This is a genomic window from Microcystis sp. M_OC_Ca_00000000_C217Col, from assembly GCF_007095585.1.
Lineage (GTDB): Bacteria > Cyanobacteriota > Cyanobacteriia > Cyanobacteriales > Microcystaceae > Microcystis > Microcystis panniformis.
The window spans coordinates 1-17,847 of sequence record NZ_SFBV01000293.1 but is presented as its reverse complement, the minus strand read 5'-3'; the positions used below and the strand labels follow the sequence as shown (position 1 = coordinate 17,847).

At 40.0% G+C, this 17,847-nt stretch carries 9 protein-coding genes and 2 pseudogenes; 1 reads left to right on the top strand and 10 read right to left on the bottom strand.

Annotation, left to right across the window (positions count from 1 at the left end):
• Positions 1 to 18 precede the first annotated feature (18 nt).
• The 9 genes and pseudogenes from EWV66_RS18740 to EWV66_RS18700 form a co-directional block, all read right to left on the bottom strand.
• Positions 19 to 390 carry a capsular polysaccharide biosynthesis protein gene (locus EWV66_RS18740; protein ID WP_287107304.1) on the bottom strand — a complete coding sequence of 124 codons (372 nt, stop codon included), beginning with the start codon at positions 388 to 390 and terminating at the stop codon, positions 19 to 21.
• A 38-nt stretch (positions 391 to 428) separates the two neighbouring features.
• A complete protein-coding gene (locus EWV66_RS18735) occupies positions 429 to 1,229 on the bottom strand; it encodes an SDR family oxidoreductase (RefSeq protein ID WP_287107305.1) in 801 nt (266 codons plus the stop codon).
• 48 nt (positions 1,230 to 1,277) lie between these two features.
• Positions 1,278 to 1,904, bottom strand: coding sequence for a cupin domain-containing protein (locus EWV66_RS18730; RefSeq protein WP_287107306.1), 627 nt, complete (start codon positions 1,902 to 1,904; stop codon positions 1,278 to 1,280).
• 96 nt (positions 1,905 to 2,000) lie between these two features.
• On the bottom strand, positions 2,001 to 2,633 hold the full coding sequence (locus EWV66_RS18725) for a LysR family transcriptional regulator (RefSeq protein ID WP_271989432.1): 633 nt from the start codon (positions 2,631 to 2,633) through the stop codon (positions 2,001 to 2,003).
• A complete protein-coding gene (gene fni, locus EWV66_RS18720) occupies positions 2,627 to 3,670 on the bottom strand; it encodes a type 2 isopentenyl-diphosphate Delta-isomerase (RefSeq protein WP_271989433.1) in 1,044 nt (347 codons plus the stop codon). Before fni ends, EWV66_RS18725 begins: the two co-directional genes overlap by 7 nt.
• A gap of 39 nt (positions 3,671 to 3,709) precedes the next feature.
• Positions 3,710 to 8,494 carry a non-ribosomal peptide synthetase gene (locus EWV66_RS18715; protein WP_287107307.1) on the bottom strand — a complete coding sequence of 1,595 codons (4,785 nt, stop codon included), beginning with the start codon at positions 8,492 to 8,494 and terminating at the stop codon, positions 3,710 to 3,712.
• A 353-nt stretch (positions 8,495 to 8,847) separates the two neighbouring features.
• Positions 8,848 to 13,107 carry a non-ribosomal peptide synthetase gene (locus EWV66_RS18710; RefSeq protein ID WP_287107308.1) on the bottom strand — a complete coding sequence of 1,420 codons (4,260 nt, stop codon included), beginning with the start codon at positions 13,105 to 13,107 and terminating at the stop codon, positions 8,848 to 8,850.
• Between the two features lie 36 nt (positions 13,108 to 13,143).
• Positions 13,144 to 13,275, bottom strand: a pseudogene (locus tag EWV66_RS18705) (IS30 family transposase); the annotation flags it as partial.
• 201 nt (positions 13,276 to 13,476) lie between these two features.
• Positions 13,477 to 13,618 (bottom strand): annotated as a pseudogene (locus EWV66_RS18700) (IS30 family transposase); the annotation flags it as partial.
• 129 nt (positions 13,619 to 13,747) lie between these two features.
• Here EWV66_RS18700 and EWV66_RS18695 point away from each other — a divergent pair.
• On the top strand, positions 13,748 to 14,533 hold the full coding sequence (locus EWV66_RS18695) for an SWIM zinc finger family protein (protein WP_052275363.1): 786 nt from the start codon (positions 13,748 to 13,750) through the stop codon (positions 14,531 to 14,533).
• A gap of 261 nt (positions 14,534 to 14,794) precedes the next feature.
• Here EWV66_RS18695 and topA read toward each other — a convergent pair whose 3' ends face one another.
• A complete protein-coding gene (gene topA / locus EWV66_RS18690) occupies positions 14,795 to 17,431 on the bottom strand; it encodes a type I DNA topoisomerase (RefSeq protein WP_185236802.1) in 2,637 nt (878 codons plus the stop codon).
• Positions 17,432 to 17,847: the final 416 nt, after the last annotated feature.

Here is a 17,847-nt window from a genome sequence, read left to right as displayed (position 1 = left end):
AGGTTCTGTGTGATAAGTTTAACTTACAATATGATCGATCGATCTTTGTGTCCTCTGTGTCTCTGTGGTTCCTTCCACCCCCTCGCTAGTAGGATTAATTTTATCCCAAATTTTGGCAACAATTTCTGGATTTAAATTATGAACATGATACACCGCTTTTCCTGCAAAAGTTTTTTTAATGGCAAGATAAGGATTAGCAGAACCAACTTTACCCATTTGATAAACTAGGATCACCGAAGGTTGTTGAATCTCCTGTTTAAATTTGCGTTGCAGCCTCCAAATATTAAAATTATTAATAATACTGGAAAAAATGGGAGAGTTACGAGTATCTTTAGTCGGATAATAGGGAACAAATCTGTCTAACATTTGAGATTTAGATTGGCTATTCATGAACCTTGTGCTTGTGGATTTTTACTTGATGGATAAGTTTAAAATGCTGACGAGGATAAACCCCCATCGAGGGGAATAGTAATTCCCGTTATATAACTCGCACATTCTGAAGCTAAAAATACAACGAGATTAGCAAATTCTTCAGTCGTACCAATCCGATTCATGGGAATTGTTTTTAGAATTCTTTCTCGGATTAAATCTGGGGTAGTTCCCTCCTTTTTGGCATAAATTTCTAAATATTCTCGATGTCTAGGGGTGTCAATAATGCCGGGGTTAACACTATTAATTAAAACATTATAGGGGGCGGTTTGTCTAGCTACTGATTTGGTAAAATTCATTAAAGCTGCATTGACAACACCGGATTTAACTAAACGAGGGGAGGGCTCTTTTCCCGATGTGCCAATGATATTAACAATTCTTCCCCAATGTTGTTTTTTCATAATCGGTAATACTAAATTGGTTAAGCGAATATAACCGATTAATTTTCCTTGAAAAACGTTTAACCAATCTTCATCGGAAAGGTTTTCAATTAAATTTTCAGCAAAGTTAGCTCCTTCAGAATTATTGACTAAAATGTCAATTTTGCCATATTGATTTAAAGAGTCCTGTATTAATTGTTCAGAATCTTGAGCTTGATGGACATCAGCTACTAAACGCAGAATTTGTTGGGCAGGATAAGCTTGAGCCAGAGATTGATAAGCTTGTTCTAAGCGTTGGGAATTGCGACCACAAATAATTAAGTGACAGCCTTCTTCTGCTAATTTTTCAGCAATGGTAAACCCAATTCCTGCACTACTTCCCGTAATCAAAGCCACTTTATCTTTTAATCCTAAATTCATAAACTTTCTCCTAGCATTTTGTGGTTAAACTTAAAATTCTAAAACGAACTAAATTAAAATTTTAATCAAATTAATATCTTGATTCGATGAATTATATCCTTTTTTTAAAACTTTTGAAGGAGCATAATAAATTTGACCATATTCTAAACACTGTTCTTCATTTTCTATGAAAATTTCTAATTTTCCATTCAAAATAAATCCGATTTCTTCTTGCTCACCTTGATGTGGGGGAATGGAATAACCAGAAGGTATTTTCATCATCACGATTTCAAACCAAGAACCCTTAGCCGATTGACAAGGTAAATGAGTGATTTTATCTTGGTTGTTTGATAGGGTTAATAAAACGTCTTCTGAAGGTAAAGAAGAGGTAATCCGTTTAAGATCAAATCCAATCATCGGTTCTGACAAGGGATTAACAAAACCATGGGAAACATTAGCATCGGCGACATGAATATCTTGTAAAGCTCTCAAGGGTTTAATCACATCTTTAATATACAGTTCCAGTTCTCCTGAGAGTACCATGCCAATTTGACTTTCAGGATGTTGGTGGGATTCAAGTTTAGCATTAGGAGCTATAACGGATAATTGAAAAATGGTATCTTGGCATTGAAAAACCTCTAATTCTACATGAGGATTGAGTTTAATAGGTTTGGGAATTGGGAAAAATTCAGACATGATTTTAGGTGACAAGTTCAAAATGAAATTGAGATTTAAACTCTCAATTATTTTTCTGTGATGAAGGCAACTATTTTGAGCGGATAGGGAGCTTTTTTAGGTATGCACAGGTAAATAAATATTTTGAATCATGGTGTTTTCCTTTTTGTGAAATAAAGACCAACTCATCTCAATTTTACCATATTGTGAAATAAATTCTAAATCATGTTCTCGGAGGGCATTTTCATTGGTAATGGCTAAATCTGCCAACCCCTGTTTAACTTGAATAGCGGCAACACTGGTAGAATTCACAAATTTGATTTTAATCTTGTTTTGATTAAGGTCGCTAGGTAATAAATAGGGAAGTAAAGGAAGAGGAGCGGGATGAGTAACCAGGGTACAATTTTCTACAACAATTTCTTCATTTTTTCGCTTGGCTAATCCGTAAACGGGTGTGGGATAGGTGAAGATAAAACCTAGTTTAAAATTCGGTTCCATATAGAAATCATTAATTCTTTCATAGGCATGGGGTACTAACGCCAAATCTATCTGATTGTCGAGTAAAGATTCTTTTAAATCTGTAAAGCTATCAAATAAATGACTACTAACCGAAATCTGTTGTAATTTCCATTGAGAAATTAGATAATTTAAGGTTTGTTCGCTGCTGGTTTCTTTGGGACCCAAAGTGCCAACGCTTAAAGTTTTGACATCAAGCTGGGGATAACACAATTCCATTGAAAACTTTAACATGGTTTTAAGGCTCCTGAATGTTTAAGGGCGGATAAATTAGGATTTCCGGTACAAAATAAAACAATTTCAAGTTCAGCAATTAAAAATTTTACTAACTCATCAACGGCGGCTTCTGATTCAATCGCTGCTACGAGAAACGGTCGAGCCAACCCTCCTAAATCGGCTCCTAGAGCGATAGATTTGGCAATATCTAAGCCATTTTTTAAGCCACCAGAAGCAATTAAAGGAATGGTTGAATTGAGGGACCGAATGGCGGTAATACATTCAGCCGTAGGCAAACCCCAATCGGCAAAAACTTGTCCGAGATGCCTTTGTCTGTTGTCTTTGGCTCTTTGGCTTTCGACTTTGGCCCAGGACGTGCCTCCGGCCCCCGCCACATCAATCGCGGCGACTCCGGCTTCAATTAATTTTTTGGCCATCACCGCAGAGATGCCATTTCCGACTTCCTTGGCGATGACGGGAACGGGTAATTGAGCGCAAATTTGCTCTATTTTAGCGAGTAACCCTTTAAAATTAGAATCGCCTTCCGATTGCACCCATTCTTGTAAAGGATTGAGATGCAAAATTAAGGCATCAGCTTCTAATAATTCCACCAGTTTTAAACAGTCTTCTAAACCGCAGCTGTAATTTAACTGTACAGCCCCTAAATTCGCTAACAGGAGAATATCTGGCGCTAGAGAACGGACTGCAAAGGTCGGCGCTAATTCCGGTTGTTCGAGTGCGATGCGTTGAGAACCCACCCCCATCGCTAAACCATAACGTTGAGCGACCGTTGCCAATCGAGTATTGACTAAATGGGCTAATTCCGTTCCTCCGGTCATGGAAGAGATGAGAATTGGCGCTTTTAAAGATTTCCCCAAAAAGGTTGTCCCCAGTTCAATATCGCTGCGGTCAAGTTCAGGAAGACAACAATGGGTAAAGCGATATTTTTCTAAACCGTTTGTAAGTTGTTGAAATTCTACATCTTCTTCGATACAAACTCGCAGATGTTCGCTTTTACGATTTTCAATTTCACTGGGAAGATTAGGCTGTGACATAGTTGTTATCAAGTATGAGGGTTAAACATTAAGTTGAGGTTAAAAATCGAGTTCTGAAAGCAGTTCATCTAGTTCTACCTGATTAAGATCCGCATCGGGAAAATCCGATGGAGTATAGCCTCCTTCTACCGATAAACAATGGTTAATCAGGCTTTCTAAAGAATCTCGATAGGCAGCGGCTAAATTTTTGATCGTTGTTTGATGATGAAAATTCTCACTATATTGCCATTCTATATCAAGTTGCCCATCAACCACAATTCCATGAATCGCAATTAAATGGGAACGTTGTCCCAAAGGACTATGAATGGAACCACTGGATGCTTGAGATAATTTCCAGCCTATCTCGCCGATTTGATGGCTGGTAAATTGACCTAAATAATTAAAGCTAATTTGAGCTTTTGGATAGTTTTTTAGCGGGGATTGAATTGTTAAATCTGAGTTGAGATAATATCCAATTCCATAATCAAATCCTCGATTCGGAATTGGTCTTAATTGCTCTTTAATGGACTTGAGACATTCACCGGGATGGTGAAGATTTTCTAAGGTCAAAAATACGGGGAAAATACTGGTAAACCAACCCACAGTTCGAGATAAATTCACGGATTCAATTACATTCTCTCTTCCATGACCTTCCATGTCAAGCAAAAGCTTATAATTTCCTGTCCAACGACCAAAAGCTTGGACTAAAGCGGTCAATAGAATATCATTAATTTGGGTGTTATAAGCTTGCGGAACCTCCTGTAAGAGTAAGCGGGTTTGTTCTTCGTTTAAGGTGAAAGAAACCGTTTTGGCATGGGCAACAATGTTAGATTGTGTATCCCCCTGAATATCTACAGGAAGAGGAAAAACCGATGAAAAATCACGGTTTAGCCAATACTTGAATTGAGCGTAAAACTCTGGGGTTTTAGCATAGTTTTGCAGTTCCTCAGCCCAAGTTTTAAAAGAACTGGTTTTAGGAGGAAGTTGCAGAGGCTTTTGGTTTTCTAATTGCTGGTAAATCGTAACGAAATCTTCGAGGATAATCCGCCAAGAAATTCCATCTACTGCTAAATGATGAATCACAATTAACATTTTTCCCCTCTCACCCAAGGCGAAGAAACCCACCGCTATTAAGGGGCCTTCCTCTAAATTCAGTACCCGTTGTTGAACCTCGGAAATTTCTGCCATCTTGGTTAATTGTTCATGGCAAGATAGATGGGATAAATCCACCTTTTCAAAAGCAAAATTATTGCAATCATCGCTGTGATTTTGTTGCCATTGTTCTCCTTTTTGAACAAACCTTAACCGCAGCGCGTCATGGTGATAGAGTAATTTAGAAATAGTTTGTTTTAATAAATCTGGTTGTAGATTATTGGGAACTTCTAACAAGATAGATTGATTAAAGTGATGACGTTCGGGCCAGTTTTGTTCAAAAAACCATTTTTGAATCGGCGTTAACGGGACTTCACCTGTAACTAATCCCTGGTCAATTTCAGTGATAGCAGTTGTCTCCGCTACGGTGGCTAATTGAGCGATAGTTTGATGACTAAATAATTGTTTAGGAGTAATTTGTAATCCCGCTTGATTAGCTTTAGCGACAATTTGAATGGCGATAATTGAATCGCCTCCTAATTCAAAGAAATTCTCATTAATACTAATTTGATTTTGCCCTAAAACTTCCTGCCAAATTTGGGCTAAAATTGTTTCTTTCTCGTTACTAGGAAGAAGATAATTTTCTAATTCATCAACATCAATTTCTGGTCTAGGTAAAACACTGCGATCAATTTTTCCATTCTGATTAAGAGTAAAAGCATCTAAGAAAATCAAGAAAGCAGGAATCATATAATTGGGAAGCTTTTCTTGGAGAAAAATTCGTAATTCTGGCTGAGTGAGTTGTTTATCTTTCGGAACAACATAAGCATACAAACGCTTGATTCCAAGTAGATCTTCTCTGGCGATAACAATTCCATCTTTGACCTGAGGATGCTGAAATAAAACGGCTTCTATCTCGCCTAATTCAATTCTAAAACCTCTGATTTTTACCTGATGATCAATCCGTCCAATAAATTCAATATTCCCATCGGCTAAATAGCGTACTATATCACCTGTTTTATACAGACGTGCTGACGAATCTTGACTAAAAGGATTGGGAATAAATTTTTGTTCAGTTAAGTCAGGACGATTGAGATAACAACGGGCTAAACCATCACCACCAATATGCAATTCGCCTTTAACACCAATAGGAACAGGTTGCAAATAGGGATCAAGAATATAAATTTCTGTATTAGCTAAAGGACGACCAATTGGAATAGTTGTAGCTTCTGAAGGAATATTTTTAATTAAATACCAAGAGGTAAAAGTTGTGCTTTCTGTTGGCCCATAAACATGAAGTAAATTTTGAGCGGTTCCTTTATTAAGGGATTCTTTGACCCATTGAGGATCAACTGCTTCGCCACCAAAAAGTAAATATCTTAAGCTTTGAAAAGCATGGGGAATAGTCTGAACTAACTGATTAAATAACGCTGTCGTTAAGAATAAAATAGTAATTTGATATTTTTGGAGAAAATGAACAAATTTTTCAGGAGAAAGAACTATATCTTTATCTACTCCTATTAACTGTGCGCCATGTATCAGCGCCCCCCAAATTTCAAAAGTAGCGGCATCAAAAGAAGGATTAGAAACCTGAGCCATTCTATCAGTTGGTTTTAAATATATATAGTTAGTATTACAGACTAAACGAGTCACTCCTCGATGGGGAATAGCAACTCCTTTAGGTTTACCTGTAGAACCTGAAGTATAGATGACGTAGGCTAAATTCTCAGCGTTAACATGACTGAGAGGATTCTGTTTACTTTGTTGTTTAATTGGGTCTTCATCTTGTTCTAAACAAATCAATTGATTGACTGTTGTTGGTAGTTTTTTTATGAGGTGCTGTTGCGTTAATAAAATTTTGATTTCAGCATCATTTATGATAGATTCAAGTCGTTCTTCGGGATAGCTTGTGTCCAGTGGTACATAAGCTCCTCCAGCTTTTAAGATTCCTAAAAATCCAATAATCATTAAGGGTAATCGCTCGACACAAATCCCAATTAATTGATCTGGTTTAACCCCTAATTTTTGTAAATAACGGGCAATCTGATTGGCTTTTTGATTTAACTGTTCATAGGTGAGGGATTGTTCTCCATCGATGACCGCTATAACATCAGGTGTTTTAACAACCTGTTCTTCAAATAACTGATGAATACAGTAATGATCAGGATAAGACGTTTGAGTTTGATTCCATTCTACTAATAATTGCTGTTTTTCCGATTCAGTCAGTAACGGTAATTGCCCGACGGTTTGCTGAGGATTGGCTACAATTCCTTTTAACAAAGTTTGGAAATGACCCACCATGCGGGTGATTCTTTCAGGGGTAAATAGGTCGCTATCATATTCCCAAAAACCTTCTAAATAAGCTCCTTTTTCGGTTTCGATTTCTTCTAAAACTAAGCTGAGATCAAATTTAATTCTCTGGTTTTCAACGGCTAGATATTGAGCCTTTAAATCAGGTAATTCTAAAGCATTGAGGGGGGCATTTTGCAGCGCAAACATGACCTGAAATAAGGGATTATAACTTAAACTTCGTTCGATTTCTAACCCATCAACCACTTGCTCAAAGGGGACATCTTGATTAGCATACGCTTCTAAAACAACATTCCGAGCTTGCTGTAATAATCCCGAAAAAGTCGGATTTCCTTCTAGGGAATTCCGCAGCACTAAAGTATTGACAAAAAAACCAATCAAAGGTTCAATTTCTTGTCGGTTTCTGTTGGCGGTGGGTGTCCCGATTAAAATATCATCTTGACCACTATAACGGAAGAGTAAAGTGTTTAAAGCAGCCAGTAAGGTCATAAATAAGGTTCCCCCCGACTTTTGGCTCAACAGTTTCAGTTTTTCGGTGAGTTCTGAGTTAATTTGAAACGAGATACTATGACCTCGAAAATTGGGAGTAGCTGGACGGGGTTTATCGGTTGGAAGTTCTAATAAAGGAGGAGCAGCCGTTAATTGTTTTTTCCAATAATTTAACTGATTTTCTAAGATTTCACCTTGTAACCATTGTCTTTGCCATACCGCAAAATCTGCATATTGTATGGCTAATTCGGGTAAATCTACGGTTGAATTAGATAAAAATGCTTGATAAAATTTAGATAATTCTTTAAATAAAATGCCCTTTGACCAACCATCGATAATAATATGATGGAAAACGTTAACCAAAATATAATTTTCATACCCCAGATCAAACAGAGTACATCGTAATAGGGGAGCTTGAGTTAAATCAAAGGGTTTTTGTAGTTCTTCAATAATCTGTTTATCAATTTGATCTTGGGAAATATCTTTTAAATTAATAACTAATAATTTAATCTTTAGAGATGGAGCAATTTCTTGAATAGGTTTTCCTTCAACCATTGGAAAGGTTGTGCGTAAGCTCTCATGGCGTTGAATAATAGCATTAATTGTTTGCTCTAAAATATCAATGTTTAAGCGTCCCGTTAAACGGATGGTTAGAGCTTCATTATAAGCCGAATTTTGCTGATCCATCTGATAGAGAAACCACATTCTCTGTTGAGCAAAAGATAGGGGTAAATCTTCAGTTCTGGCAACGGTATTAATAACCGATTCAAGGGGTTTAGATGGTGTTGTTGCGCTTCTTAAAAAAGTGATAATTTCTGGTTTTCTTGTCCTGATTTCTTGCTTAATTTCTGGTGTCATCGCTCCCTGGGGAGCTTGATATTTTAACTTTTCTTCCTCAAGCCAAAGCTTGATTTCTAAACTATTTAAGTAAGATAAAAATTCTGCGACTTTCATTAATAGTATCCTTTTCCTTGATTAATATTCTGATATTTTTGGAATGGGGGTGATGTTTGGCTGGGTTCAGTAGCCCTAGCTTGAGCTACTGTTAGAGATATAATCAACGTTTTTCATAAATTTAAGTAGCCTCAAAGACTAAACAATATAGACCAAACAAAAATTATCAATGGCAGGGAGTCGGTGGTTATTGTTAAAATCAGTTGCCCTGGGAGCAACCGCTTACATACTCCATAAAAAGACTGTTTGGCTATTCATAGCACATTCTGGATGATAAATTTTAGTGATGGATACAATTTTTTACATTTTTTCCAAAATGGCTCTGAAAAGCTTAAATTTTAGTTAAGCTATTTTCATAATTCTCCTTCTTCATAATTTTCTGAGGCTGTCGTCATAACTTTACCACTTTTGGATACACTGTGACTATTTTTGGCTACATTAAGCACCTCGATGGTTTGAGTTAAACTGGCAACGGTTGGGTATTCTAACAAACTGTGCAACGACAATTCTACCGAGAAAACATCGCGTAAACGAGAAATGACTTGACTCGCCAGTAAGGAATGTCCTCCTAGTTCAAAGAAATTGTCATGAATTCCAATTTGAGATAAATTTAACACCTTTTGCCAAATGTTAGCAACTTGACGTTCAGCTTCCGTTCTGGGTGCTATCAATTCGTTATTTTCTTTGCCTTGGAGTTCCTTGAGTAATTGCCGCTTATCAATGTCTCCATTATCCTTAATAGGGAGGGATTGTCGCAGCACCAAGGGACATTGATAGGACGTTCCAAATCGATCTTTTAGACTAACATGATTAGGTAGATTGACCGATTGAACTGTAGATTTACGGGTGTAATAAGCCGTTAACTTTTGGCATCCTTCCGACCCAGATGTGAAACGATTAATCTTGCTATTACTACCATCTAAACCGATCATTAATTGTCTTTGGTTGTGATATAAACTCGTTAGAAATGAGTCTAAACCTTGCCGCACCGTCATATCATAATACCCTTGAGATCGGGTTATGTATTGCATCTGATAACCTTGGCTCATCCCGGTTTCTTGCCAAGTTGTCCAACTATAACAATAACTGGGGAACAAATTCTTAGATTCTTGATAGGTATTCAGAGACTCAAGGAAACTATTAGCCGCCGCGTAGGAACCCAAAGCCGCTCCTCCAAAAAAACTAGCCAAGGAGGAAAAACTAATAAAAATTCCCTGAGATTCTTTGAGGAGTTGATGTAAAATCCAAGTTCCTATTACTTTAGGACGAAGAATTGTCGATAAACCGTCTTGAGTTTCGTCCAGAAGTAAACAATCTTTGTAAATTCCAGCCAGATGAATCACCCCATTAAGTTCCCCTTGCCATTGTTTTTTCACCTGTTCTACAGTCTGTTTAACTTGAGGGAAATTAGCCACATCTACCGCTTGATAAATTACCTGTCCCCCAAGGTTTTCTAAAGCTTGGAGATTTTTTATTTTTAAGGATAATTGATCTTCGGTTTTGAGGTACTCACTCCAGAGATGTTTTTCTGGTAAAGGTGTTTTTCCAATTAACAGTAAACGAGCTTGATAATTTTTGAGCAAATACTGAGCAATTTGTATGCCAATCCCCCCTAGTCCTCCGGTAATCAGATAAATTCCCCCTGATTTAAAGGGTAATTCCTGTTGGGTGTGTTGAAGTAAATTGACTTTTTCCAAACCTGCAATTAAACGTTTCCCGTTGCGATAGGCAATTTCTCTTTCCTTGGATAAAACCGATAGTTCTTGCTGCAGATAACTGAGATTAATTTCGGTTTGATCCAGAGGTAAATCAACATGACGAGTATTTAACCAAGGAAGTTCTTGAGCTAAAGTTTTTATCAGTCCTAAAACTGGAGATTTTTCATAGGCAATTTCATCGGTGTCTATGACAAGTTGACTATAACTAGAAACAAATAGCAATTGAATTTTTGATTTAAAATCATGAATTTTAGCTAAAGCTTGAACTAGGAATAATAAATCATAAACTCCTCGCTCTTGTGCTTTTTCTAACTGTTCAATTGTTGAAATTTCTCCCTGATAGTCTTGATAAGTCCCCAGATGAATAATATTGCTAAGGATAATTTTTCGCTCGGATAAAGATGACATTAACTGTTGATAATGATTAGCTGTCCCGGGTCTGAGGGTATAGCAATTTTGACTGATTTGAGAAAATTCTTGCGCTGCTAAAACCGTGATACAGGGTAAGTTTTGACTTTCGATTTTTTCTGCTAAAGATGCTCCTAAACCCAAGCAATCCAGAAAAATTAAAGTACAACACTTGGAAAGTTCTGGTTTTAAGTTAACTGGAGATCGAGGTTTCCAAACTTTCTGGTAAAACCAATCAGGAAGGGTTTGAGCATTTTCTAACAAAATATCTATTTCTTTTAAAATAGAATTGAATTCTCCGTTTGCAAACCGTTTTGTTAATTGCGATCGCTGAATTTTACCAATGGAAGTTTTAGGAATCTCCATTTTATTTAAGGGTATTAAATATTCAGGATTAACGCCAAAACTGTTAATTACTTTTCGTCTAATCTTTTTCAGAAGTTCCGCTAGATGCTGGTGGTCAAAGGTTTCTGCACTAAAAAATAAAGCTAATTGATCGGTACTATTCCTAGAATCATAAACAGCACAAGCGGCGGTGTAGGACACTTCTACTTCTTCAATAGTTTCCACTACAGTTTCAATTTCATGGCTATAATAATTGACTCCATTAATAATAATGGTTTCTTTACTTCTTCCAGTAATAACTAAATGACCGTTACTAATAAATGCTAAATCTCCTGTCTTAAACCAGCCATCTTTTAAGAAAGCGTCTTGATTCGCTTCTGGGTTTTTATAATACCCCGGTGAAACTGCATCTCCTTTAACTTGTAAATGACCAATGGTTTCTTCTGGTAATAGGGAATTATCAGCATTAACAATTCTAATCGATATCCCCGGAATGGGTAATCCTAAATCCGTAAAGGTTGCACCATTGGGATGTTCAGGATGGACTCGTTTTAGGGAAGAATTCAAGGAGGATTTATCAACCGTATGAAAGAGTAATGGCTGTTGATCCGTCGGCTGATAATAGGTAATTCCTGACCCCATTTCTGCCATCCCAAAAGCAGGACGCATCGCCGTTTTTTTCAGATTATATTGAAGATGAAGGGTGTTAATAAATTCTCCAACTGCTTGACCAGAAACAGCTTCACCCGCTGCCAAAAAGAATTTGACACAATCTAAATTCCAATTTTGATCTGGTTCTTTTTTTAAAGCTTCATTAATCAAATTATAAGCAAAATTAGGAGCCCAACTGTGGGTAATTCGATATTGATCAATTAAATCTAACCAATTCAAAGGACGACCTAATATATATTCAGTTTGAACATAAACCATTTGGCATCCTAACTCGACACAGCGAATATTCCAGTCGGAAATACTTCCAATATGATCAAAAGGAAGCCAATTAAGAATAATATCGTCGTTTTGATGTTCACAAATGATGTTTGTTCCTCGCGCACGAGAGATGACATTTTTATGGGTTAATGAGATACATTTCGGTATTCCTGTACTGCCTGATGTGAGATTAAAGAACGCGATATCACCCGGTTCACCAATAGGAGGCTGATGGGGAGAATGAGTTTTTAATTCTTCAATAAAACTCAAGCTTAAGGTTTGATTAGGCAACCATTGTTCTAAATATTTTATCTCTTGCTGACGGGATTGATTTGTGATAATAATAGGCTCATCTAACAACTGCCAAACTTGAGATATTTTATGAATTTCATTATTAAAATCTTTATAGCTGGGTGGCACTGAAATAATAACAGGAATAAATCCCCCTAAAAGACACCCCCAAAATGCGGAAATGATATCATAGTTTTCCGATAGCTGAAGAATTACTTTATCTTTAGCTTGTAAACCCTGCTTTTGTAATCCAGCTTGTATTTGTTGAGCGTCTTCCCATAATTGTTGATAGGATTGAAAAACTTCTGATCCATTAGATTGAATATAAATAATCCCTTTATTTGAATAATTTTCAGCAGCTTTTCGGAGGATTTCTGCCAAGGTTTTCGGCTGAAGTTCAGATTCTTCTAAAAGCTGTCCGTGACTGATTCCAGATTGAGTGTTAGAAGTGTGAATCCCTAGATGAATCGGGGTTTCAGATTTTTGATGATCATTTTTTTTCTCTATTTTTAAGGGCAATAATTCCGATAGATGTAGGGGTAAAATTTTGTTTTTTTTAGAAGTCATGACGACAGCAACTTGATCGATATCTGACAAAGATCGCAGTTTTTCTTCTGTTTCCTGAACTTGATGATTATCGATAATTTCAATATTCTTTAATGCAGTTTCATCGATATCACCGCTATCGGTTAAGGGTAAACTGGAAATTTGCACATAGATATTAGGTAGAAGATTGTCCGGTAACTGAGACTGTAAATCGGAGGACAATTGTTCAGAATTCCAAGCTCCAGAGGAAACGATATAGGCGACTAATTCATCCTCTCGTACCATAAAATAGCAATCTTCAATTAAGGGATTTGATAAAAATACTTCTGCTAATTTATGACAATTTAATTGTGGATTTTTCTGTTCTGTCCTCATACCTAAAATCCTCGTTTTTGTGTACATCTTGCCAATTCAATTCTGAATTTCATCACTGTCTGAGCTATCACATAATAGCTCATTCGGGGTACGATAGTCAAGACATTTTCGAGGAGGATGGTTAATTAAGTTTACGGCTCTTTCTATTTCCTCTGGCTTAAGGATTTTTCAATTCGTTCCCTTCTACCACCGACTCAGTTACTTTTTAAAAGGGTTGTTTTCAGTTGTTTCGGCGAGTCTCACTCTCATACTAAATCCTGTTTAAAAAGTATAGGAGAGTGGGAAGTGGGGAGTGGATTTTTAAAGTTCGATTGGGAGTTAATCACACTATTAAAAACCGATTTGGTATCAGCTTGTGCTGTAGCTTTGTAGATAGCATCCGAGGGAACTTTGATTCCTTCTTAATTCTGGCTCCGGTCTTGCTTTGATGACATCCCAGCAAGACGGCTATTTGCCGTTGAGATAAATTTACCTCTTGACCAAGTTGGTAGAGCAAGTTTCTTTGTTCTATGTTAAGATGTTGAGGGCTTCGTTTTTGGGTCTGATTTGTTGTTGTTAAAGATCAGAATATACCTGATGAGCCTTTCTCTGTCAACTCTTAAGGTTGATGTGTTTCATTTTTGAATTGGCGAAATAAAAAATGACAGAACAAGCTTGGTGGGTACAAAAATGGCTAGAACTACTCGATTCCTATCGCTTTAAAAAACGCTTGGAACGAGCTAGACTGTACGCTAGAGAAGGCAATGTGTTAAGTATTGACTTTGAAGACTCGCAAGTTATTGCTAGAGTGCAAGGCAGTGAACCAGAGCCTTATATAGTGGATTTATCCCTAGCGGCTTTTAGTGATGAAGAATGGGATTATATTATTAAGCTTCTCTCCAAAAAAGCCATTTATTCCGCTCAATTGCTCACCGGACAAATGCCCGATCATATTGAGCGTGTTTTTATCGATAGTGGGGTGAATTTATTTCCCTTTTCCCTAGCTGATATTCGCTCTCGTTGTACCTGTCCCGATCAAGCCAACCCCTGCAAACATATAGGAGCAGTGTACTATCAATTGGGTGATCGTTTTATTGTCGATCCCTTCCTGCTTTTGCAACTGCGCGGCCGAAGCAAAAGCCAAATTCTGGAAGCTTTACGGGAAAAACGCTCCTATTCCTCTGATAATCAACCTTTAGCAGTCAGTGAACCCCCCACAGTAGTCGAAAAAACTGCCCCCGACAGCACTATCGATCGCTTTTGGCAGTACGATGAGGAGCTAGAACCCTCCCTAGTTGTGATTACGCCGGGGAATGAAAATCAAACCATTCTCGACATTTTAGGCAATTTTCCCCTCGCTGCCCCCGAATCGGATGCCATAGAACAATTTTTAAAACCAATTTACCGGCAAATTCCCCAAGAAGCGATGGCGATCGCTTTACAGTAGGGGAATTTGAGGTATAAGTAGCTGGTTATAATTAAATTAAAAATGGATTTTAGGTTCGATCCTCCCTGCCCCCCCCCTTGATAAGGGGGGTGCCGATCCCCCCTGCCCCCCTTGATAAGGGGGGTGTCTGATAATTTTTAACGCCTACCTACTTAGGATCAGCCCGGTCAAAGTGGTGCCAAGGACAAAAAAGCCAACCGGATTTGTCGCCGCATCAGGGGGAGGAATTGACCAGGGAGAAAATCGCCCCACCAGTAACCGCTAAACCGTCTTACTTTTGCCAGTTTTACTGCCCGGGGAAGTAGTTTTTTTGGTGGTGGTAGAAGTAGTTTTCTTGGTAGTGGTTTTCTTGGCAGTGGTTGTCTTGGCGGCTAGGGCCTCCAAAGCTTGTTCTAGGGTGAGGGTTTCGGCGGTTTCTCCTTCGGGAATCTTGGCGTTAGTTTTACCGTGCTTGATATAAACTCCGTAGGGACCTTCGTACAATCCCACCAATTCCCCATCGTCGGGATGTTTACCCAATTCTTTTAAGGGTGGTTTGGTAGAACCACGAGCGCCGCGAGTTTTTTTCGGTTCGGCTAATAAGGCCAAAGCTCGATCGAGGGTTATGGTTAAGATATCATCGCTGGCTTTCAGGGAACGATATTCTTTTTCTTTGCCCTCTTCCTGAACCACATAGGGACCGAAACGCCCTAAACTGGCTTTAATTTTGCCTCCGGTGAGGGGATGGGTTCCCAGCAGTCGCGGCAGTGCTAATAAACCCACCGCTTGTTCGAGGGTGATGTCCTCGGGTTTGACTCCTTTGGGTAGGGAGGCGCGTTTCGGTTTGGGATTGTCCTCGCTGATATCTCCTAACTGGACGTAGGGACCGTAACTACCAACGAGCAGATAAATCGGCTCTCCGGTGTCGGGATGAAGACCGATTTTATCGGGACCCTCGGTTTTCTGTCGCAGCAGGGTTTCTACCTGTTCGGGGTTGAGGTCGGCGGGGGTTAAATCGGCCGGGATGGAAGCGGTGAGGATTTCATCCCCCCGGGGGACTTCCAGATAGGGGCCGTATTTGCCGATCTTGATAGTTGCCTGTAAATCTTCTAAAATCACCGATTTAGCGGTGCTAGAGTTAATTTGACTCTCGCGCTCTTTGACTTGGCTTTCTAGCCCTTTTTCGCCGCGATAGAAGCGATCGAGATAGGGCAACCACTGAGCGGAACCGGTGGCGATATCGTCGAGGGTTTCCTCCATCTTCGAGGTAAATTTGGGATCTACCAGGTCGGGGAAATGGTTTTCTAATAAACCGACGACGGCGAAGGCGGTGAAGGTGGGAATGAGGGTTTTATTCCGCATTTGAGCATAACCGCGATCGATAATGGTGCCGAGAATGGTGGCGTAGGTGCTGGGTCGCCCGATTCCTTCACTTTCGAGGGTTTTTACGAGGGAGGCTTCGCTATAACGGGCGGGGGGTTGGGTATCGTGGCTAATGGCTTCTAGTTGGCGACAATTGGGGGTGTCACCGACGCTGAGGGGGGGTAGGATTATTTCTTGGTCGTCGATGGCGGCCTCGGGATCGTCGGAACCTTCCACATAGGCGCGGAAAAAGCCGGGGAAATCGATTCTTTTGCCGGAGGAGCGAAATCCGGCATTTTCTACCTGAATATTGACGGCGATCTGGGTAATGCGGGCATCGGCCATCTGTGATGCGACGGTACGTTTCCAGATTAGGTCGTAGAGGGCGAATTCTAGTCCGCTCAGGCCGGTTTCCCGGGGTAGGCGAAAGCTACTACCGGCGGGCCGGATGGCTTCGTGGGCTTCCTGTGCGCCTTTGCTTTTGGTGGTGTACTGCCGGGGTTGGGGACTGAGGTAATTTTTTCCGTACATTTGTTCTACACAACTGCGGGCGGCGGTGATGGCCTGATCGGAAAGATGGACGGAATCGGTCCGCATATAGGTGATGTAGCCCTGTTCGTAGAGATTTTGGGCGATTCGCATGGTGTCGCGGGCGGATATGCCCAGTTTCCGGTTAGCCTCTTGCTGTAGGGTGGAGGTGGTGAAGGGGGGGGAAGGTTTGCGAGTGGTGGGTTTTTCTTCGGTGTGGCTAACGCGCCAGATTTTGTCTTCGATGCGTTCTTTTAAGGCGGCGGCGGTGGCTTGATCCAAAAGTGTCACCTGGCGACCGGGGAGCAGTCTGCCGGTGTCGGCATCGAAATCGCTGCCATTTGCCACTTTTTGACCGTTTAAGGTGACTAATTTCGACTCGAATTGATTTTTATCTTTTTCGAGGGTGGCTTTCAGGTCCCAATAATTGGCGGTTTTAAAGGCTCGTCGTTCTCGTTCCCGTTGTACGAGCAGACGTACCGCGACGGATTGCACGCGGCCGGCGGATAAACCTTTAGAGATTTTTTTCCAGAGTAGGGGGGAGAGGGTATAACCGTAGAGGCGATCGAGTATGCGGCGGGTTTCTTGGGCGTGAACTAAATTTTCGTCGATGGAGCGACAATTTTTGAGGGCGGCTTGGATTGCTTCTTTGGTGATTTCGTGAAATACCATCCTTTTGGTGGGTATTTTCGGGTTGAGTACCTGCAAGAGATGCCAACTGATGCTTTCGCCTTCCCGATCTTCGTCGGTGGCGAGGATCAGTTCGCTGGCTCCTTTGAGGGCTTCTTTTAATTCTTTGACGACTTTACTTTTGGTTTTGGGGACGACGTAGAGGGGATCGAAATCGTTCTCCACATCCACGCCCAAATTCGCCCAGGATTTGTCTTTGTGGGCGGGGGGAATTTCTTCGGCAGAGGCGGGCAGATCGCGGATGTGGCCCATGGAGGCTTGGACTCGATAGCCGCTAGGCAGATAATTGCTGATCGTCCGAGCTTTGGTGGGGGATTCGACAATAACCAGGGTTGACATAGGAATTGATCACGAGGGCATGGCCACAGCGACTGTTTTAGTTAGACTGACAATCGTTGTTTGATGATGGGCAAAAGTTACTATTTATCTTGACCGGCTTGATTCGGGTCAAAAGCCACTTACTACGATAATAGAGATTAAAGCTGGTCTTTTGTCACTAACTTCTTAACAAAACTTAATATTTTTCTGGAGCAGGGAGATGGGAGCAGGGAGTGGGGAGATGGGGAGAGGGGAGACCAATTCGTGCGCGTTGCGGGGGGAGACGGGAGCAGGGAGAAGGGAGAAAAAAGCTGACACTGTTGACATCCTCGCCGCCCTAAAAGTGCGGCGATTCCTAAACCTCACGATTTAAGTTTCTGCTTCCACCACCGTCGCATACCACAGTTAAAAAACCATGTACTGTCTTACACAGAGTC

Coding starts and splice junctions, on each gene's coding strand:
- EWV66_RS18735 (WP_287107305.1), bottom strand. CDS start 1,229: ATGAATTTAGGATTAAAAGATAAAGTGGCTTTGATTACGGGAAGTAGT.
- EWV66_RS18695 (WP_052275363.1), top strand. CDS start 13,748: ATGACAGAACAAGCTTGGTGGGTACAAAAATGGCTAGAACTACTCGAT.
- EWV66_RS18710 (WP_287107308.1), bottom strand. CDS start 13,107: ATGAGGACAGAACAGAAAAATCCACAATTAAATTGTCATAAATTAGCA.
- EWV66_RS18725 (WP_271989432.1), bottom strand. CDS start 2,633: ATGTTAAAGTTTTCAATGGAATTGTGTTATCCCCAGCTTGATGTCAAA.
- topA (WP_185236802.1), bottom strand. CDS start 17,431: ATGTCAACCCTGGTTATTGTCGAATCCCCCACCAAAGCTCGGACGATC.
- EWV66_RS18740 (WP_287107304.1), bottom strand. CDS start 390: ATGAATAGCCAATCTAAATCTCAAATGTTAGACAGATTTGTTCCCTAT.
- fni (WP_271989433.1), bottom strand. CDS start 3,670: ATGTCACAGCCTAATCTTCCCAGTGAAATTGAAAATCGTAAAAGCGAA.
- EWV66_RS18730 (WP_287107306.1), bottom strand. CDS start 1,904: ATGTCTGAATTTTTCCCAATTCCCAAACCTATTAAACTCAATCCTCAT.
- EWV66_RS18715 (WP_287107307.1), bottom strand. CDS start 8,494: ATGAAAGTCGCAGAATTTTTATCTTACTTAAATAGTTTAGAAATCAAG.